This window comes from Marinomonas maritima, assembly GCF_024435075.2.
Classification (GTDB): Bacteria; Pseudomonadota; Gammaproteobacteria; order Pseudomonadales; family Marinomonadaceae; genus Marinomonas; species Marinomonas maritima.
Genome location: NZ_JAMZEG020000002.1, coordinates 479,495 through 497,916, shown reverse-complemented (window position 1 = coordinate 497,916; position 18,422 = coordinate 479,495). Strand labels below are relative to the sequence as shown.

At 41.8% G+C, this 18,422-nt stretch carries 18 protein-coding genes and 5 tRNA genes; 8 read left to right on the top strand and 15 right to left on the bottom strand.

All coding sequences use genetic code 11. The annotated features are described in order from the left end of the window. Window positions 1–4 precede the first annotated feature (4 nt). The 3 genes from M3I01_RS08365 (at window position 5) to M3I01_RS08355 (ending at window position 3,568) form a co-directional block, all read left to right on the top strand. Window positions 5–1,366: an NAD-dependent succinate-semialdehyde dehydrogenase gene (locus M3I01_RS08365; protein WP_275565023.1), complete on the top strand. Its 1,362-nt coding sequence runs from the start codon at window positions 5–7 to the stop codon at window positions 1,364–1,366. A gap of 116 nt (window positions 1,367–1,482) precedes the next feature. Continuing rightward, on the top strand, window positions 1,483–2,235 hold the full coding sequence (locus M3I01_RS08360) for an AAA family ATPase (protein ID WP_255895338.1): 753 nt from the start codon (window positions 1,483–1,485) through the stop codon (window positions 2,233–2,235). A gap of 25 nt (window positions 2,236–2,260) precedes the next feature. Continuing rightward, window positions 2,261–3,568, top strand: coding sequence for an alpha/beta fold hydrolase (locus M3I01_RS08355; protein WP_275565022.1), 1,308 nt, complete (start codon window positions 2,261–2,263; stop codon window positions 3,566–3,568). 99 nt (window positions 3,569–3,667) lie between these two features. Here M3I01_RS08355 and M3I01_RS08350 read toward each other — a convergent pair whose 3' ends face one another. The 5 genes from M3I01_RS08350 to M3I01_RS08330 form a co-directional block, all read right to left on the bottom strand. Beyond that, window positions 3,668–4,402, bottom strand: coding sequence for a hypothetical protein (locus tag M3I01_RS08350; protein WP_255895335.1), 735 nt, complete (start codon window positions 4,400–4,402; stop codon window positions 3,668–3,670). A 53-nt stretch (window positions 4,403–4,455) separates the two neighbouring features. Beyond that, window positions 4,456–5,253, bottom strand: a complete 798-nt coding sequence (locus M3I01_RS08345; RefSeq protein WP_255895334.1) for a helix-turn-helix domain-containing protein — start codon at window positions 5,251–5,253, stop codon at window positions 4,456–4,458. Window positions 5,254–5,295: 42 nt separating this feature from the next. Continuing rightward, window positions 5,296–5,751 carry a carboxymuconolactone decarboxylase family protein gene (locus tag M3I01_RS08340; protein ID WP_255895333.1) on the bottom strand — a complete coding sequence of 152 codons (456 nt, stop codon included), beginning with the start codon at window positions 5,749–5,751 and terminating at the stop codon, window positions 5,296–5,298. A gap of 163 nt (window positions 5,752–5,914) precedes the next feature. Further along, window positions 5,915–7,234 (bottom strand): YjiH family protein, encoded by a 1,320-nt coding sequence (locus tag M3I01_RS08335; protein WP_255895332.1) that lies wholly within the window; start codon window positions 7,232–7,234, stop codon window positions 5,915–5,917. A 294-nt stretch (window positions 7,235–7,528) separates the two neighbouring features. Further along, window positions 7,529–8,629, bottom strand: coding sequence for a tRNA-queuosine alpha-mannosyltransferase domain-containing protein (locus tag M3I01_RS08330; RefSeq protein WP_255895331.1), 1,101 nt, complete (start codon window positions 8,627–8,629; stop codon window positions 7,529–7,531). A gap of 143 nt (window positions 8,630–8,772) precedes the next feature. On the opposite strand from M3I01_RS08330, the gene M3I01_RS08325 reads away from it, so the two are divergent. Beyond that, window positions 8,773–9,516: a dienelactone hydrolase family protein gene (locus M3I01_RS08325; RefSeq protein ID WP_255895330.1), complete on the top strand. Its 744-nt coding sequence runs from the start codon at window positions 8,773–8,775 to the stop codon at window positions 9,514–9,516. Between the two features lie 34 nt (window positions 9,517–9,550). Here M3I01_RS08325 and M3I01_RS08320 read toward each other — a convergent pair whose 3' ends face one another. Further along, entirely contained in the window at window positions 9,551–10,105 is a 555-nt protein-coding gene (locus tag M3I01_RS08320; protein ID WP_255895329.1) for a YaeQ family protein, read from the bottom strand. A gap of 436 nt (window positions 10,106–10,541) precedes the next feature. On the opposite strand from M3I01_RS08320, the gene M3I01_RS08315 reads away from it, so the two are divergent. Further along, window positions 10,542–10,757, top strand: coding sequence for a DUF1127 domain-containing protein (locus M3I01_RS08315; protein WP_255895328.1), 216 nt, complete (start codon window positions 10,542–10,544; stop codon window positions 10,755–10,757). Between the two features lie 112 nt (window positions 10,758–10,869). Here the strand turns inward: M3I01_RS08315 and M3I01_RS08310 are convergent, their stop codons facing one another. After that, window positions 10,870–11,322, bottom strand: a complete 453-nt coding sequence (locus tag M3I01_RS08310; protein WP_255895327.1) for a S24 family peptidase — start codon at window positions 11,320–11,322, stop codon at window positions 10,870–10,872. Between the two features lie 139 nt (window positions 11,323–11,461). After that, window positions 11,462–11,665, bottom strand: a complete 204-nt coding sequence (locus M3I01_RS08305; protein WP_255895326.1) for a YdaS family helix-turn-helix protein — start codon at window positions 11,663–11,665, stop codon at window positions 11,462–11,464. Between the two features lie 83 nt (window positions 11,666–11,748). Between M3I01_RS08305 and M3I01_RS08300 the strand changes: the two genes are divergently transcribed. Together M3I01_RS08300 and csrA are read left to right on the top strand one after the other, a co-directional pair. Continuing rightward, window positions 11,749–12,396: a LexA family protein gene (locus M3I01_RS08300; protein ID WP_255895325.1), complete on the top strand. Its 648-nt coding sequence runs from the start codon at window positions 11,749–11,751 to the stop codon at window positions 12,394–12,396. 129 nt (window positions 12,397–12,525) lie between these two features. Beyond that, a complete protein-coding gene (gene csrA / locus M3I01_RS08295; protein ID WP_255895324.1) occupies window positions 12,526–12,741 on the top strand; it encodes a carbon storage regulator CsrA in 216 nt (71 codons plus the stop codon). Window positions 12,742–12,814: 73 nt separating this feature from the next. On the opposite strand, the gene M3I01_RS08290 is transcribed toward csrA, so the two are convergent. The 7 genes from M3I01_RS08290 to M3I01_RS08260 form a co-directional block, all read right to left on the bottom strand. Continuing rightward, window positions 12,815–14,197: a sensor domain-containing diguanylate cyclase gene (locus M3I01_RS08290; protein WP_394358973.1), complete on the bottom strand. Its 1,383-nt coding sequence runs from the start codon at window positions 14,195–14,197 to the stop codon at window positions 12,815–12,817. 362 nt (window positions 14,198–14,559) lie between these two features. Continuing rightward, the gene (locus M3I01_RS08285) at window positions 14,560–16,329 is read right to left on the bottom strand and encodes a diguanylate cyclase (RefSeq protein ID WP_255895323.1); all 1,770 of its coding nucleotides are present in this window, start codon (window positions 16,327–16,329) and stop codon (window positions 14,560–14,562) included. A gap of 401 nt (window positions 16,330–16,730) precedes the next feature. Continuing rightward, a tRNA-Met gene (locus tag M3I01_RS08280) sits at window positions 16,731–16,807 on the bottom strand. A gap of 74 nt (window positions 16,808–16,881) precedes the next feature. Next, a tRNA-Met gene (locus M3I01_RS08275) sits at window positions 16,882–16,958 on the bottom strand. Between the two features lie 79 nt (window positions 16,959–17,037). After that, window positions 17,038–17,114 (bottom strand) — tRNA-Met (locus M3I01_RS08270). Window positions 17,115–17,189: 75 nt separating this feature from the next. Then, window positions 17,190–17,266 (bottom strand) — tRNA-Met (locus M3I01_RS08265). A gap of 111 nt (window positions 17,267–17,377) precedes the next feature. Then, window positions 17,378–17,454: transfer RNA gene (locus M3I01_RS08260), tRNA-Met, on the bottom strand. A 266-nt stretch (window positions 17,455–17,720) separates the two neighbouring features. On the opposite strand from M3I01_RS08260, the gene msrA reads away from it, so the two are divergent. Beyond that, complete coding sequence (gene msrA, locus M3I01_RS08255; protein WP_275565021.1) at window positions 17,721–18,383, top strand: peptide-methionine (S)-S-oxide reductase MsrA; 663 nt, start codon at window positions 17,721–17,723, stop codon at window positions 18,381–18,383. Window positions 18,384–18,422: the final 39 nt, after the last annotated feature.

The window sequence follows — 18,422 nt, the reverse complement described above, 5'->3', positions numbered from 1 at the left end:
GACTATGCTAGAAACAACGAACCCAACCACTGGACAAGCTTTACCCCCTTGTCCAGCAATGACTTTAGAACAAGCTCATTCCGCCATCAATAGCGTGGCAGAGGGGTTTACTCAATGGAAAGAAAAAAGCATGGCGAAGCGTGCGACAATGTTACAGGCTGTCGCTGCCACTTTGCGTAACAACAAGGCCGAGCTTGCGGATTTAATGGCCTTAGAAATGGGCAAGCCTATTAAAGAAGGTCTTGCTGAAGTAGAAAAAAGCGCATGGTGTGCCGAGTATTACGCCGAAAACGCCGCGACTTTTTTAGCACCCGAAACACTGGAATCGGATGCTAGTCACAGTTATGTGCAATACCCTCCTCTTGGCACCGTATTGGGGATTTTGCCTTGGAACGCACCTGTTTGGTTGGCGTTACGATTTCTTGCCCCCACGTTGATGGCGGGCAACACCTGCGTGTTAAAAGCCGATCCAAATGTGCCTGCCACAGCGAAGAAATTAATGGAGTGTTTTTATCACGCCGGCGTACCAGAAAACGTGGTGACAAATTTAACCGTACCGAATTCGGTAGCGAGTAAAATGATCGATCACCCTCTTGTTAAAGCCGTGTCTTTTACTGGCTCAAGTAAGGCTGGGCAATCCATTGCATCACAGGCTGCCGCAGGATTAAAACCCGCGGTGCTTGAGTTAGGTGGCTCCGATCCTTGCATCTTAATGGCGGATGCAGATTTAGAGAAAGCCCTAAATGTGATTACGCTGTCGCGGATGGTCAATGCGGGGCAGTCGTGTATTTCCGTGAAGCGCTTGTTCGTCGAACAGACAATTTACGATGAGGTATGCGAAGCGTTACGACAGCGCTTTAGCAAACTAAAGTGTGGTGATCCAACAGATGAAAGTACGAATCTAGGGCCATTGGCTCGAGAGGATTTACGAGACCAACTCCATCTCCAAGTAACACAGAGCATCGACGCTGGAGCACGTTGCTTAGTGGGGGGGGATTTACCCTCTCGCTCAGGCTTCTTTTATCCACCGACTCTGCTGGTGGACATGAAACCCGGCATGGCCGCCTTTGATGAGGAAACCTTTGGCCCAGTGCTAAGCATCAGTCCGATTAAAGACATAGACCAAGCCCTTGAACTGGCCAACAATACGGAATACGGCTTAGGCGCCAGTATTTGGACACGAAACCAAACCATCATTGATCAAGCGATTAATACCTTACAATCGGGACAAATTGCGGTGAACGGTATCGTCAAAAGTGACCCTCGCTTACCGTCTGGCGGTATTGGAAAATCAGGGTATGGCCGCGAGCTTGGCCCACAAGGAATTCGAGAGTTCGTCAATGTACAACAGATTTGGGTAGCCTAACTTTATATTGCTATCGTGTTTAAGAATTATCTAAAGAGTCTCATTTGAGGCTCTTTTTTCGTGTAAACAAAGGCTATGATACACCTCACTAACCAGTAGCATGAGTAGAGAGCAGCATGGAACCGCTACCGTATTTAAAAACAATCGAATTAAAAAGAGAGTTGATCGACTCTTTCGACGTTTATCCTTTTTCTATCCCTGCGGTAAAAGAGCTAGATTTTATTGAGTTTGATAAAGAAGTAACCATTTTTGTCGGCGAAAATGGCAGTGGCAAATCGACCCTGCTCGAAGCGATCGCTGTCAGCTTAGGGTTCAATGCAGAAGGCGGCACCAAAAACTTCAACTTTGGTACTCGCAACACGCATTCAGATCTACACAGCTACCTTCGCCTTTCAAAATCTTTTAAACGCTACCGAGATGGTTTTTTTCTTCGAGCGGAGAGTTTCTATAACGTTGCTACCAATATTGATGAATTGGATGAAGAGCCCAGTTTAGGTACCCAAATTAAATACAGCTATGGTGGAAAATCATTGCATCAACAATCCCACGGTGAATCTTTTCTAGCACTTATGCTGAAACGCTTCGGGGGAAATGGGCTTTATCTCCTTGACGAGCCAGAAGCCGCGCTCTCCCCGACAAGACAATTGGCTGTATTAAGTCGAATGCATCAACTAATCAATGATCACTCGCAATTTATTATAGCAACACACTCACCGATTCTTATGGCGTATCCAGGAGCGAAAATTTATCAGATCGATAAAACGGGAATTTACCCAATAAAATACGAAGATACTGAACATTATGAAGTCACCAAAGCATTCCTAAATAACCCAGAGCCAATGCTTAAAGAGCTCTTTACGACGGAATAAAGTACATAGAAAAAAAGGGGATAGAATGAACGCTGTAAATAAGCAATACAAAATGAAAGGAATGCTCATTACCGATTATGAACTAGAGGTTCCTCTGGATTGGCAATCACCCACCACCAGCCCAAGCATTATACTCTTTGCCCGCGAAGTCGTGAGCTTGAACCGAGCTGATGACGAACTGCCATTGCTGCTATTTTTACAAGGCGGTCCTGGTGGGAAATCCCCTCGTCCCATGCCAGATTCACTGCCTTGGATGGTCGAAGCATTAAAAACTCACCGCGTCATTTTAATCGATCAACGAGGCACAGGTAGAAGTAGTCGTGTTGATAAACATCTGATTAGTAAACTGTCTGCTGAAGAAGGCCGAGATTATCTGCTTAAATTTCGTGCCGACAGTATTGTGGCGGATTGCGAGCACCTTCGTAAAACGGTTTATGCAGGTCGTTTATTTGAAACATTGGGTCAAAGTTATGGTGGCTTTATTACCCTCGCGTATTTATCCCAAGCGCCAGAAGGTCTTGCTGCTTGTTATATCACAGGAGGGCTTGTTGGTTTAGAAGCCTCGGCACACGATGTTTATCAGCTAACGTATCAGAGCGTGATAGAAAAGAATCAAGACTATTATGCTCGTTACCCTGATGACGCTAAGACCATGGCGAAAATTGCAACGTGCCTAACGAGCGAGAAAGTACTTTTACCCGATGGTGATGTACTCACACTAGAACGATTCCAAAGTATTGGTATTCTTTTAGGCATGGGACCCGGGATCGATCAAGTTCATTGGTTTATTGACGAAGCCTTTGCTGGCAGCGATAAAACTCAACTCAGCGATGTATTTCTAGAGCAAGCCATGAACTTGACCAATTATCACGAAGGCCCTCTTTTTGCGGTGATTCATGAGAGTATCTATGGTCGGCCTAACGAGAGCACCCGCTGGGCAGCAGAACAGCTTCGAGGACAATACAACGAATTCCATGCTGATCATTCCCCTTTAATGTTAACAGGGGAAATGATGTACCCGTGGATGTTTGAGCAAATTACGTCATTACGCCCTTTTGCTGGGGCCGCTAACGCCCTTGCTGACTACCAGGATTATGCGCCGCTTTACGACCTCGACAAGCTTGCGCAAAATAAAGTGCCCGTTGTCGCAGCTGTTTATTACAACGACATGTATGTGCCACAGGCGCTTTCTATGGCGACAGCCAAGCACGTCGGTAGTACACAAGTGTGGCTAACAAACAGTTACGAGCACGATGGCGTTCGTCAATCCTCTGAGGTTTTTTGTAAACTACGTGAGTTGCTTTTAGATCAAGGCGGGGCTTTAAAAAGCTAACGATTGATACGACATGTATTTGAGGTCTTTGCTCGGCGTCACGAGCGGTGCCATGTAAAGGCTATTCTTTACGTCTTGTTGTTTTAGGGTATTGTTTGCCTAAGAATTTCTTAAAAGCCGAATCGATTTCATTCGTTTCCAGTTCTGACTATTGAGTTTTTTATACATCCACAAACAACCGATGTCGAAACCAAAATAGAAAACACTGATACCGCTTGGTGGATTGCTACTAGTAATAAAAGAGATTGTTGAAAACCACGTATCAGGCCAAACCCAACAATCGTAATAAGTACCAAGCAACTCCAAATACACCACCATGAAAAACATAATGAGAAAGAACAACTCATTCCCCGTTTTCTTCTTCAGCAGTAACACCACTGCTAGCATACAAAGAAAGCCAAGCAAGTCTTGATCGAAGATTAACCAAAGACTGGAATAAACAATCATTCCCCAATACAACACCGAGGTGATCATCACTTTATGGCGTTGAATAACTTTTTCTTTGTGTATATAAAACACCGCAGCGTAAACCAAACTGTGTCCCAAAGGCACATAAATCGGGACATTCGCTAAACGATATTCATACATACCTAAAATAATCGAAAAAACGACTTCACCCAAAAAGGCCAAACCGACACCATACAACATCAGCTTTTTTATTTTTCGTGTGACGCTGAAATACACCCAAATGAAACACAATAAAACCAATCCGTTGGTCAGCCATTGACCGTACTCCAGACGGGCCACCACCACTTGGCTGTCTAAAAACAAACCCAGCCATAGCACAAGGAAAACGGGAAGATAAACGGATTTATACTGAAATGTTGAGGTCATTGTTGGGATGATAAGTGAAGCATGTGACTCGCACCAATGAAAAAAATACTTTTTTATCGATGCGCCTGTTCTGAGAGCTCCTGCTCCAGCTTACCTTTAATATAGCGAGATGGTGTAATACCCGCAATTAGATGACATTCACGCGTCATATGAGCTTGATCAGCAAAGCCGTATTCTAGAGCGAGCTCTGCTAGTTTTGTGTGTTTTCTAGGTTGCTGTAAGGCAAGAAGTACGGCTCTGACTCGCCTCAATCGTTGAAAATATTTTGGAGACATGCTCAACCGACTCTGGAACTGTCGCTCGATTTGACGCTGACTAAGAGGGAGCATCCCTAACATGTCCACTTTTGAAGATTGTTGTAACAACTCGGTCGCTTGCTCTACAAAATCAGGAAGGTGATTCATGCTATCAACCGCATTATCAAACACCTCGTTTAACAACGACATTCGCTGTTTGGCATTAAGGCTTATCTCTAGTTTTTTAAAGACAGATTGGATGAATACAGACGTCTGGGGAGAGTCTGAAATCACACTGCCTTCATCCATTTTCTCCAAGAATAGACGACCCATTCCGGGTTGGAATCGCACACCAACTAATTCAGTCCCCGGCGATAACTGAATAATATGCGCCTGCTTATTAGTCGGTTGGAACATCACTTGGTCACTGAATAGCCGATGATCAATAGAAATAGGTTGCCCAAGGTTAAACAGCAAACCACTACCGGCATCAGCAATTAAGCGGCGAGTGACACTTTTTTGATCCATCGGAATTTGTGCCGACCAAATAGCCTGTAACCATGTAGACAGAGGCCCCTGTGGGAAAATGATGTCAAACAACAAGGGCGATGTCATATTAGTCTCCTAATGTACCAATCCGTTGAAAAGTTTCTTTTTTCAACGGTAACTACCCACCTTAGGTTTGAATACTTTTACCATTCGATTCCAACTAGAGATGGCGTTTATCGCTATGATCAAATAGGTTAGTCCAGATTCACCAAAGGTAGCCAGCATTTCTTCATATTTAGCATCGTCGACAGAATGTCCGGCTACGAGAAGCTCAGCCAACGCTAAAGCATAACGCTCCTTCTCTGAAAACAACGATGAATCTTGCCACGCATTGAGTGCAATCATTCGCTCGTAAGTCTCCCCCATTTCTAACGCTTGGGTACTGTGCATATCCAAACAAAAAGCACATTGATTGATTTGCGAAACACGTAACTTGACCAATTCCCAAATGGTCATACCCAATGTTGGTATGCCACTAAACTGCTCACCTAAAATACTTTCTTGTTTAAATAAAATCTCCATAGCATCTGGTGCCGCTGCATAATAATTAATACGTTCCAACATAAAAACCTCTAATACATTAAATTTGAGGTTCAATCTTAGCGATAGAATATTTTTTAAAATTGAAGAAAATCGACATTTCAGAAAAAATAATGGCGCACAAAAAATAAAACACGCCAATGCGACGTGTTTTATTTTTGCTTTAGTGACTAAAGTAAGTGGCGTGTTATTGAACGAATTGCTCTGCCCAAAACGCAACAGGCGAGGCGATCAAAATTGTTAGCGCCACACGTTGGTACCAAACGATTAGCATTTGCTTAATATTCAACGGAATCTCTGTTGATAGGATGCAAGGAATCGACGCGGAGAAAAAGAGTATCGATGAGATAGATACAACACCAACAACGAACTTCACCACAAACACACTTTTTGCTGCGATTAATGCGGGCAAAAACATTTCTGCTAAGCCGGTTGCAGACGCTGTAGCGACCATCATTGGATCGGGTAATTGGGCAATCCAAGCGAACGGGTAAAATAAATACCCTATCCATTCGAAAACAGGCGTGTATTTCGCTAACAACAAACCACACAAACCGACAGACATAATAGATGGCAAAATACTCATCGCCATTAACATGCCTTCTTTAAGGTTTTTTAGAATGTTACGACCAATAGAATCCGCATTGCTGGCCACGTCCAAACCTTCCAATAAGGCTTGCTTAAAGCGCGAGTGTTCAAATACTTCGATTTCACGATGCTCTGCTGTGTCATCCATTTTGCTAAGCGGAAATAAACGCACCGTGATGGCCGTCACGACGAAGGTGATCAATAACGTAGCCCAGAAAAACACGTTCCATACGTCCATCAAACCAAGGGTTTTCGCCACAATCACCATGAAGGTTGCGGATACTGTGGAAAAGCCCGTTGCGATAATCGCTGCTTCTTTTGCTGAATACTGACCCGATTTATACACTCGATTGGTGATCAGCAAACCGATGGAGTAACTTCCTACAAAAGACGCTACCGCATCAATCGCTGACTTACCCGGTGTTTTGAAGAGCGGTTTCATGATCGGCTGTAAAAGCACGCCAGCAAATTCCAATAAGCCATAACCAATTAAGAAGGCTAGAAACACCGCACCAATAGGAACAATTAAACCTACAGGAACCACCAATTTACTAAACAAGAATGGCAGCATGTCCTTTTCGAATAAAAACGCAGGACCCATCGATAAAAATGCCATCAAGGCTGTGATAACACCCAAGACTTTAAAAATAGACAAGACAGTTTGTGTTTTGCTTACACGCCACTTTCCTGTAATGAAAGGATATGCGCCACCGGCAAGCACGGCTAAAACGGCATAAATTTCAGCGGCTTGAGCAAAGTCTTTTCTTAGCCATGAAACGATATGATCCAGTGGAATTGTTTCTTTACCGCCAATGTCGATGGGAACAAAAAAGAAGAAAATACCGATACAGCTATAAACTACCAACTTTAGAAGCGATAGCGGTGATAGACCTTTTGGGGTTGAATCTGTTGCATTCATATTGTGACTTCCTATGAGAACGTTATTAATCACTAAGTAAAAAGCAACATACATACCAACATGTATATACATTTAAAATATTTGTATGAACACCGCTTTATAAACAGAGATAAATAGAGTTTTGTTTTTATTTTTTAACGCTAACACCGCGAGAATCGCACAAGTAAAGAGCAAAATAAAGCGTTATGCACTAATAATACACAACAAATATAGACAGCATGCCTTGCTGTTGACATGAAGAAAGGTATTCAGCACTAGGAAATTAAGATAGGTTGTCTATACATAACAAACGCGTTAGCCATTCATTTTCTTAATCAGCACATCATAGTGTGGTAGCAGCGCTTTCGCTAAATATTGACTAACAAACGGGGCTTTTTGAGCATTTACAACAAGACGCTGAATTAGGTCAACCGCCGCTTTAGCCTCTATCTGTGTATTTTTAATGTCACTTGCATACAAATATTCGTCGCCAAATAGCTCAGGATACACCTGCCGATTGGGCAATACAGGAACACAACCAAGTGCAACCGCTTCAAGAACAGAAAGACCTTGAAACTCATGTAACGCGGTAGACAGCACAATGTCGGCTGACGCCAAAAAAGCCAAGTAGCCTACTCTACTTTCAGCAAAGCCAAATTGCGTAATACGATGTGAGAATTGGACCTTGATCTGATTGAACTCTTCTGGAATAGAACGAAATTGCTCTCCAAGTATCGCAATCTCATAAGCAACATCGCGGCGCTCTAACTCTTCTAAGATGGCAAGCAATCGGTCTGGTCCTTTATCAAACTCCCAACGCGCAGACCACACCAATTTAATGGTCTGTGCTTCTACTGGCGTTAGACTACCGCTCTTTTCTGGTTGACTCTGAATATCCAGCGGCACAGGCAGTACTTGCGATGTTTGCTCAGTATTGATCAACCAATCTGGTGAAACGTAATCAGGTAGTTTTTTTAACAATGCTCGGGCACCATCAAAAAAAGAATCTTTATTGAACTGACTATTAAAGACACATAAGTCCGCCGCCAAAGCACTGTATAAAGTCACCATTTGCATTTCGATCAAACCTTGTTGTTTGTCACTGGCAGGATAGGCAAATTGGTTTTCGTGAAAATAGAGTAACCAAGGAATATTTTGTAAGTCGGGGCAAAAAGCTTTTAGACCAACACAATCCGTCATCGACGTGGCGATCACCAAATCATAAGGCTGTTCCAGCGTGGATTTGAACCTAGGATCAAAAGCAAAACTCATGGCATTGCCTCGAATACGCCAAGCAAAATGTCGAGCAGGTAAAGACAAATAGCACCAGCGATGCTCACTCAGACCGTTCATTAAGGTGTTTGCCCAAGCCTTATGGCTGCTTGCTTCGTAAGCGCTGATCAATAAAATTCGCACGCATTCTTCTCACTTGTTTTTTTGTCGATTTTAAATCGAGTACTTTCAGCCTTTCCGAAGCACATTATTCGCGGCTTACTGCTAGCTCATCTGTCTTGGGTCGAATATCATGTAGGAAAATAACGAATCGTTTAAGGAAAACCATGATCATTCAACGACACGATCAAGATATTAACACGCCAACTGGCACCATGCGCTGTACTGTTTATCGTCCTCAAGCCGACGGTCGCTTTCCTTGCATCTTCTTTTATTCTGAAATTTTCCAACAAACAGCACCTATCGCTCGTTCCGCCGCGATGATGGCAGGGCATGGTTTTGTGGTTATCGTTCCAGAAGTGTTTCATGAGCTTAATCCAATTGGCACCGTCTTGGGCTACGATGATGAAGGCAAAGACAAAGGCAACTCCGACAAATTCACTAAAACGCTTGAAGCCCACGACAGCGACACTGTTGCTATGATTGGTTACTTTGAACAGGAAGATTACTGCACCGGCCAATTTGGTGCGATGGGCGTTTGCTTAGGCGGTCATTTGGCATATCGAGCGGCTTTGAATCCTTGTATCCAATCGGCTTTTTGCCTGTATGCAACTGACATTCACTCCAACACCATCCCTTGCGAAAAAGACAACGACTCCTTCACTCGTACCAAAGACATTCAAGGGGAATTGGTTATGGTGTGGGGCAAGCAAGATCCGCATGTTTCAACACAAGGTCGACAGAAAATTTATCAACAATTGATCGAGACAGATCGCTTGTTTACGTGGCACGAGTTTAACGGTCAACATGCGTTCATGCGAGACGAAGGCGATCGTTACGATCCAGCCCTCGCCTTAGAGTGTTATAACAAGGCGGTTGCTTTGTTTCATAGCACGCTACACAAAGCCTGATTCGGTTAAGATTACAACAATGTGTCGAGCGAGCTTATGCCTCGCCTCGCCACATTGGCGTTAACGCGCATTCACCCAACTCACCCGAAATCCACATTTCACCGTCTTGAATGGTGACATTCAGCTGCATAGAACGCGTACAAATTTTCGCCAAAGCTTGTACTTGAACTTCCGAAAACTGCAACACTCGCATGTTATCAAAGCGGCTATTTTTGCCTTTATTTTGTTCCCACCAAATATCTGATTTGTCGTTATAGTTGACGATCACAACTTGTCGAGCTCGACCGCACGCTTTCCGTAGGCGTTTTTCGTCTGGCTGGCCCAATTCTACCCACAGAAGAATTTCATCAGAATAATTTTTCTGCCAAAGATCAGGCTCATCTTCCGTGCTAATACCTTTAGAAAAACCTAACTGTTCACCACCTTCTTTTTCATCGGCTAACAAAGCAAACGCGGCCAAACGAACCATCATTCGCTCTTCGGTTTCTGAAGGGTGTAATGCCAAGGTTAGATCATAACTTTGGTAATGATTTCGATCCATATCGGACACTTGAACCGATGTTTTATAAACTGTTGCTTTTGTTGCCATGGGGGTCTACTACACTGATTAAATACAAAAAAGGACAATAAAAATCGCGGTAAATTGTACAGCAAAAAGCCGCAGCAATATCACCACCAGCCAACTGTTTTTATGACAAAAAAGAAACCAACGGAAAGAACTAAAATAAAGAAACATTATTTCGGTATAAGCAATTGACATAAAGCATCAAAGAAGGCTAAATCAAGAAGCTCAAAGAGCAAAAATTACACAATCGAATGCCAAACAAAGATGAAGGAGAAGACAAATGAATAAACAAACACTGAATCATTATGCTTCTTCTATGACGACTTGCTATACACGAGTACGTTCCATTTTGTCTACGCGTTCAATGCCTGTGTAATTCACCATTGACCGCGAAATTTACGCGGTCACTTATATAAAAAAACCTCGTAAATTTCGCCAAAAAAAAATTTGGAGAATATTTATGAGTATCATTGCCCTATTCAACGCTGCTAAAGACTATTTCGAAACTCGCCGTACCAACCAAGTTTTTCGTCAACTTGACGATCACTATTTAAAAGACATTGGTTTCTATCGCGACAACGGGCATATTCGTCCATTGGCGGGTAACAAAGACATCGAAAAGGCAGTAATAGGAAAGTCTCAAATACCGCCGGGGGAACAGCCGAGCGACGGATAACTACATCGTCACCATAGAAGGCTCTAAAGTGACGGTAAAACACTAGGCTGGATGGCCAATACGCCTTTCACTATCATGTAGTGAAAGGCGTTTTTATTACAATAGATAAATGTTAACCACGATCCAACTGACGAACCACACTGGTCACAACACCAAATATTTCTAAGCTCGACGTTTCTGATGTGACAACAGGAACAGCGCTTGCCGCATAAGCTTTGTTTTTAGGTCGAAGCAGTACATCAGGTTTTAACTCCAATATCATGACCGACATCTTGCCATGCTCATAGGCAATAACAATATCCCCATGGCGAGCGGTTAATGAACGATCCGCTACCAACACATCACCCGTTTGAATATCGACTTTGGCAATCGATTCACCTTGAGCTCGTACAAAAAAGGTCGACGTCGGGTTTTGGATACACAAGGTATTAAGGTCCAAAGATTTATCTTTAGACGGCTGACTCTTCGGAGAAAGCTTAGCTGACTCCGAGTAAAGAGGAATTCGAATACTGTTTGCCGCAATGAAAGCAGCAGACTCTGAAGAACCAAGATACGAAACGCGCATAAAAAAACACTCAAACTGTATATCTGTACAGTATGATTTAAACGCCGCTAATAACCTAGTAAATTTTAATAAACAAACATAATTAAACGGCGATTGATTAGATTAGAAACACATCATAATGATTCTGTTTAATTAACACTCAAGATATCCTCTCATGATCTTGCAGAAGCTCACTTTCAGTTACTTCCCCCTTAGTTGCGAATGAGGCTCGCCGTATATATTTGGCAGGGCAGCGCTTATGGACATGTAGCCAATTCCAAACATGAGCTTGTTTCACACCTAACATTCGAGCAAGTGCCGTTTGACTTCCTACAATGACGACTACTTTTGCAATGGCTGACATATAACCTCCTTAACAACCTTTGCTGTATATAATAACAGTTTTTATTGTTTGTCAAATACAGATAAAGTTGTAATCATTAGGAAATGACTATAGCTGACCGTGTTAAGAAAAAAAGAATAGAACTAGGACTAACTCAAGCAGAGTTAGCAAAACGTGTTGGCATCACACAGCAATCGTTACAAAAAATCGAAGACGGCAGAACACAAAATCCTCGAAAATTAATAAGCCTATCTAAAGAGATTGGCTGTGATCCTGAGTGGCTATTACTTGGAACTGCATCTGAAGTCAGAGAAAATCCGTCCAGTTATAACAATGACAGCCCTTCCCAGCAGTCACTATTAGATAATCAACGACCTATTATTACCGCTTTGCAAGCAGCGGCATGGCCTGCACAAAAAAACCTAAGTAATCATTCAGAATGGTTAGATTCACCTCTTGAAACATCGATAAATGCATTTTGGCTAACGGTGAGTGGCGATAGCATGACGTCAGTTTCCGGTATTAGTATTCCAGAAGGGTACCTTATCCTTGTTGAACCGAATCAAAGCGCCAAAAATGGTGATTTGGTTGTTGTCGATACAGAAGACAGCAATGAAGTTACCTTTAAAAAGCTCGTCATTGACGCAGGTCACATCTACTTAAAACCACTAAACTCCAACTACCGACCGATTGAAGTATCTAAAAAAATCAATATCATTGGTGTTGTCAAACAAGCAAGAGCCCTCTTTTAGGCCATCCAGAAAGCACAAGACTCCTAGAACCCCTAACTTATTAAGAAATCTAAAATGGTAAACTGTTGACAAACTAACAACATAAACTGTATTTTAAATATCGCCTACAACCAATAAAGGAATGGAATCATGCTCGTAGTCACTCGACGCCCCGGCGAGAAAATCATTATCGGAGACGATACGGAAATCATGGTAATCAGTGTACAAGGCCCTCAAGTTCGCATTGGCATTAAAGCACCAAAAGAGGTGAGCGTTCATCGAGAAGAAATTTATAAACGAATTCAATCCTCCCAGTCACAAAAAACGGATCCATCTAATCAAAAAACAAACACCGCGAGCTCGTAACTATAAAATGGGGTTATATCACCTAGCAAACTCTGGTCAGCCATCGGTCTGATCAGCTTGTGCTTAAATACAATTAGTAAAAACGACTTGAAACACGGTTACGTCCTGCATTTTTTGACTCGTACATAGCAAGATCGGCGCGCTTGAATGCATCACCTTCCTCCATGGTATGATTCCAACTAGAAACACCAAGCGAAATAGTAATGGGTCTGGAAATTTGCGGTATCACCTTTTGCTCCACAAGCACGCGTATTTCTTCGGCTAAGTCTATCGCGTGCTGTGGTTTTTTACCTGGCAGTATTACTACAAACTCCTCCCCACCTGAACGGATTAAAATCCCCTCATCATTTACTTTTTGACTGACTATTCTGGTAAGAGCTTTAAGCACATCATCGCCAATATCATGGCCAAACTCATCATTTACCTGTTTAAAATGGTCAATATCAAAGAAAATCACACTAAAGGGCGTCAACTGCGCAACCAAACCTGCAACAAGCTCATCCATTGCACGACGGTTCATCAAACCAGTTAAAGCGTCTTTTTTTCGATCTTCATCAAACCTAGACACTTTCTCATTCAAAAAATCGATTTCCTTCCGAATGACTTTTTTAAGTAAATAAGCTTCATAAAACCAAGCTTTTATTTTGATCGTTCTATCTCGGCTTGTTGTACTTTGAGCTAATTGACGAAGGGGCCTAGCAATAAAATAAGCCGAGCCGACAATAAAGGTAAGGATAAGAATTTGCATAGGGATAGCCTGCTTCATCACTAACCATAGCTGTCTATCTAGCTCTTTCAAGACTGTGGCTCGTGGACTTTGAGCAACAATCCCCCAACCTGACTCTTTAACATACGCGTAGCCAGTGACCATAGGAACGCCTTTTGAATTAACAACTTCCAACGAGCCACTTTGACCTTTTGTAACGCGATTTATAACCTCGTTATTGGTTACCTTTTCCCCTATTCGGTTTTTCAATGGATGGTAAATAAGATCTTTCTGTGGTGATACAACGTAGACATAAGAATCATCTACATAGCCATGCTGTGAGAGTAAACGATCCAAAAGTCGGTTTTCGTGAAGGTAGATAGTCCCCAGCAAGTCACCAATATACTCACCAGTTTTACTAAATATTGGGTGTGATAAAAAAGAGAGGTAAGTTCCTGTGGGTCCAGTAATAGGACCAATGAATTTTGCTGAGCTAACTTCAAAGTTATTGGTTATAGAATCGCTTAAACGACTACCTTCCAGGCGGATAGATTTAGGTGAAATAGACAAAATCACACCATTTCGGTCTAATATAGAGACAGAGTTAAAACCTTGGCTCATATTTCTAATTTGATCTAACCCTAATTGTAATTCAGCAGATTGAATGACTTTACGCTCTAACATAGGAGCGACAAATACAGCACCAGTACCCAGCTGAGATTTAGCATTTTCTAGAAAGCTCTCTGTCATATGGGCTAACTTCTCCGCATAGACTCGGTTGGATTCTAGTGATACATCTATCAGAAGATTCTTTTGTAATTGATATGTTGAATAATACCCATTCCCAATAGTAAATAAGACACCTGAGAGAGAAAGTGACACAATCAAAAACCTAAGTGATAACATAAATTTCAACGTCGCTCTCCGTCTTGCACAACCATAGTCTTTAAAGTCTTACTCATGATTTTCTCATACAAAACCTTTTATATAAATCAATAAGACCTAGTTCTTAGAACGATAAAGAGTAAGCGTGGCTGACCTCCTTTATCCATTAGCATACCCTTTTTATCTAATTAGCTAGGGTTAAATATAGGTCAAAATACTACAAAAAATTAAATAACTATTTTATTTCTACCATTATTCTTAGCTTGGTATAGCTTCTGATCTGCTTGTTCAATCAGACCTTCCGCAGAAATAGATGAACCTTCACTGACATGAACAACGCCAAAACTCATCGTGATGTATTCGCTTTTAACCACTGGAGTACTAGCACATTCTTCTCGAATGCTATTAAGTCTTTTTTCCACTTGAGCAACATCAGTATTTAGAAACACCAATGCAAACTCATCACCACCATAGCGCGCAACAATGTCTATAGTAGCTCGTGTATATTTCTTAAGATGCATGGCAACAGACACTAGAGCAAAATCACCCACTGTGTGACCAAATTTGTCATTAATGTATTTAAAATGGTCAACATCACACAAAACCAAAGTGAACTGCTGTTTGTTTTTCTGAACATTTTTTAAGACTTGATCAAATGCTAGGTTGAATCCGCGGCGGTTATATAAGCCAGTTAACTCATCGGTTAGAGAACTCTCTAGTAAATGTTCATTTTCACCTTGTAGATAAGAGGTTCTTTCCGATACTTTTTCTTCCAAATTCTGCATTATATCAAAAAGATTATCTGCCATTGAGCTCAACCCTTGACTAAGAGAGTTGATCTCTCGAATTCCACTTAGAGGCTGAGGCAGAACTTGAATACTCTTGATATTATTATCATTTGCTGCTTTATTGAGAAGCTGAATTGGCTTGCCAATATAGCGAGCAATCAATGAACCAATTAACCCAATGCATACAAACAATACCAGCGTAATAATAATCGTACTGTGGGTGTAGTCTGTTAAAACTTTCTTATGATATGCACTAGGAATTAAAATACCTATCAGCCAGCTCTTTCCGTATTTTAGCGTTATCGGTCGAACATAATATAAATACTCTTGTCTTTTAATATTAAGCGTTTGCGCTCCTTCTTCTAAGTTCTGACTCGCCAACTGAAACACTTCATTAGAATGGTCATTAAGATTAGCTCGAGTCGTCACACCGTCAGCGGTTCTGTATAGCTCACCCTGCTCCGACGTCGCAATTAGTGCTCCATTTTCTTCGGCCAAAAATATATAAGCTCCATCGACTAGTTCTAGAGATTCAAGATATTGATCCAACTCGATCAGGGCAATGCTTGTCGCGGTAACGCCTAGGAATTCTCCTTTTACATTGTATATAGGAGCAGACAACCCAATACCAAGTGCGGGATAACCATAGTAAGGATGAATGTCACTCCACGTGATTCTTCTTTCTTTTGTAGCATCCGTATAAAATGGTCGTGTTCTGGGGTCATAACTAAAGGTTGGATCAGACAGTATCTTAGCGCCAATAGCGTTTGCTTGATCGTATTCAAACCCTTCCATTGTGAGTGCTTTGTGAACAAAATTAGCTGCAATATTATGCTGTCCTCTTCTGATAGGGTCTTGCGCTGAAGCAAGGTAACGCCCATCGACCGTTGCAATAGAAATAAACGTCATTTGCGTATGAGGCATCGCTTGCTCGTAAAATCGGCTCGCTATGGGAGTCAGATCATCAAGCAGCTCAGGTCGATGAGAAAAAGCATTGAAATTAACCTCAACAATATTATTCAACGGCGCCATGAAATTTTGTACACGATCATAAATACGCCCCTCTACCTCTTTGATGTATTGTATTCCCACCGTATTTGCAATATTCGAAATGGTTATCGTGGAAACCAAATACATCGTTACACCCGATATCAATGCAAGCACTACGAATGGGGCAACAATCAACCATCGTAACGGAACAGTCTTCATATGTAGTTAACTCAATTTATGATGTGTCATTTAAACTTAAGTATAACCAGAAAATTCGTCGTACTTAAAAACCTCTATCATTAAACTATAACCTCCTTTCATGACGAAAACACATGACTCGAATATTATTTGTTTAGAAACTTGAAATCAGATAAAGCTAAGACACTATCATTGATAGCCCCATACCCGAAGGGCCAAAGAAGTACATCAAACTCAGGACCTCTTTCTTTGCAGTATGATTTTTTGAGGGGTGGATATGCATTTTGGTTACAATATGGTCGCAGATTCGCCATATGAGCCTTTAAAAAGCACGATATAGAAGATCAAAGAAGCAATAGAGGAAAGAAAAAAACGTAAAATATTTGATGAAAAAGTTATAGCTTTGATTGGAATATAAGAAATGGTTGCGGGAGCAGGATTCGAACCTACGACCTTCGGGTTATGAGCCCGACGAGCTACCAGACTGCTCCATCCCGCGACAAGTTAAACTATTGATATAGCTTACTTTTTGGTAATGTGTTTCTGAATATTTGTACGACCAAATCTGATATTTGGTTGCGGGAGCAGGATTCGAACCTACGACCTTCGGGTTATGAGCCCGACGAGCTACCAGACTGCTCCATCCCGCGACAGATTAAACTATTGATTTATATATAGTTTATATGCAGAAAATAAAGATAAATTGTGTGGCCAAAAACACTAGATTTTTGGTTGCGGGAGCAGGATTCGAACCTACGACCTTCGGGTTATGAGCCCGACGAGCTACCAGACTGCTCCATCCCGCGACACACTAAGCTATTGATATAGTTTAGATTTTTATCTTTTTTTACGTTGAACTGTTGTGACTAAATTAACTTGTATGGTTGCGGGAGCAGGATTCGAACCTACGACCTTCGGGTTATGAGCCCGACGAGCTACCAGACTGCTCCATCCCGCGACAAATTAATTTTTTCAAGAATCACTGACAATTTCATTTGATTAGTTGGTTGCGGGAGCACTTTTCTAATATAAAGTGAACCTACGACCTGCCATCTAAAATCTCTTTAAATGGTTGCGGGAGCAGGATTCGAACCTACGACCTTCGGGTTATGAGCCCGACGAGCTACCAGACTGCTCCATCCCGCGACTAATCCTCATTAACTTTAATCATTTATTAAATGTTTAATTGGATAAGAAAACCACCTCACCCGTGTTAACGAGGTGCGTATTATAGGTAAACTAAAGTAGGAGTCAAGAGAGATAGAGTATTTACATGCGATAAGTTCAAAAAACTTTAATACAAACAATCCATTACTAAAATAGCGGCCATTGTTAAAGTACTTGAATCCTTTACTATCACAAGGTAAAAGAAAGCCATCCAATAGTTTTGATTACGATGTTAGGAGATGAACATGACCAATAAGATTGAAGATATTCTTCGAAAGTCCACCATTCCAACTGACAAAGACGCCCTTCCCGGCAGAGACACACCTTCAAAAGTGTCAGGTATACACGCTGTAAACAATGAACCCTTTGACCGCAAACCCAACAACAAAGAGTCCGAAGTGATTCTTGGTATGGGGTGTTTCTGGGGAGCGGAAAGAAAGTTATGGAATACAAAAGGCGTACTCGTAACATCTGTTGGCTATACCGGTGGTTACACTAAAAATCCAACGTATGAAGAAGTCTGTTCTGGTCAAACAGGACACAGCGAAGTAGTACAGGTCATTTTTGATACCTCCATTATCACACTAGAGGGCGTCCTAAACGTTTTCTGGGAAAACCATGACCCAACTCAAGGAATGAAACAAGGAAACGACATAGGCAGTCAATATCGCTCGGTTATCTACACTAAAGGCGAGCAAGATTTTGCGATAGCAAAAGCAAGCCAAGCAGCGTATCAAAAAGAGTTATTAGCCGCTGGCCACGGCATGATCACCACAGAAATTGAACCACTAGACACTTACTACTTTGCGGAAGAATATCACCAACAGTACCTACACAAGAATCCAAATGGTTACTGTGGATTGAATGGAACAGGAGTTAGTTGCCCTATAGGCCTGTCCAGTCATTAACCACAGGTTCAAGAGATGAAAAAGCCGAATTGGAAATTC

Excerpts from the sequence above, each read along its gene's own strand:
- M3I01_RS08285 (WP_255895323.1), bottom strand. The coding sequence starts at position 16,329 with ATGAAGACTGTTCCGTTACGATGGTTGATTGTTGCCCCATTCGTAGTG.
- M3I01_RS08350 (WP_255895335.1), bottom strand. The coding sequence starts at position 4,402 with ATGACCTCAACATTTCAGTATAAATCCGTTTATCTTCCCGTTTTCCTT.
- M3I01_RS08340 (WP_255895333.1), bottom strand. The coding sequence starts at position 5,751 with ATGTTGGAACGTATTAATTATTATGCAGCGGCACCAGATGCTATGGAG.
- M3I01_RS08325 (WP_255895330.1), top strand. The coding sequence starts at position 8,773 with ATGATCATTCAACGACACGATCAAGATATTAACACGCCAACTGGCACC.
- msrA (WP_275565021.1), top strand. The coding sequence starts at position 17,721 with ATGACCAATAAGATTGAAGATATTCTTCGAAAGTCCACCATTCCAACT.
- M3I01_RS08320 (WP_255895329.1), bottom strand. The coding sequence starts at position 10,105 with ATGGCAACAAAAGCAACAGTTTATAAAACATCGGTTCAAGTGTCCGAT.
- M3I01_RS08315 (WP_255895328.1), top strand. The coding sequence starts at position 10,542 with ATGAGTATCATTGCCCTATTCAACGCTGCTAAAGACTATTTCGAAACT.
- csrA (WP_255895324.1), top strand. The coding sequence starts at position 12,526 with ATGCTCGTAGTCACTCGACGCCCCGGCGAGAAAATCATTATCGGAGAC.
- M3I01_RS08290 (WP_394358973.1), bottom strand. The coding sequence starts at position 14,197 with ATGACAGAGAGCTTTCTAGAAAATGCTAAATCTCAGCTGGGTACTGGT.
- M3I01_RS08345 (WP_255895334.1), bottom strand. The coding sequence starts at position 5,253 with ATGACATCGCCCTTGTTGTTTGACATCATTTTCCCACAGGGGCCTCTG.
- M3I01_RS08335 (WP_255895332.1), bottom strand. The coding sequence starts at position 7,234 with ATGAATGCAACAGATTCAACCCCAAAAGGTCTATCACCGCTATCGCTT.
- M3I01_RS08300 (WP_255895325.1), top strand. The coding sequence starts at position 11,749 with ATGACTATAGCTGACCGTGTTAAGAAAAAAAGAATAGAACTAGGACTA.
- M3I01_RS08305 (WP_255895326.1), bottom strand. The coding sequence starts at position 11,665 with ATGTCAGCCATTGCAAAAGTAGTCGTCATTGTAGGAAGTCAAACGGCA.
- M3I01_RS08355 (WP_275565022.1), top strand. The coding sequence starts at position 2,261 with ATGAACGCTGTAAATAAGCAATACAAAATGAAAGGAATGCTCATTACC.
- M3I01_RS08310 (WP_255895327.1), bottom strand. The coding sequence starts at position 11,322 with ATGCGCGTTTCGTATCTTGGTTCTTCAGAGTCTGCTGCTTTCATTGCG.
- M3I01_RS08360 (WP_255895338.1), top strand. The coding sequence starts at position 1,483 with ATGGAACCGCTACCGTATTTAAAAACAATCGAATTAAAAAGAGAGTTG.
- M3I01_RS08365 (WP_275565023.1), top strand. The coding sequence starts at position 5 with ATGCTAGAAACAACGAACCCAACCACTGGACAAGCTTTACCCCCTTGT.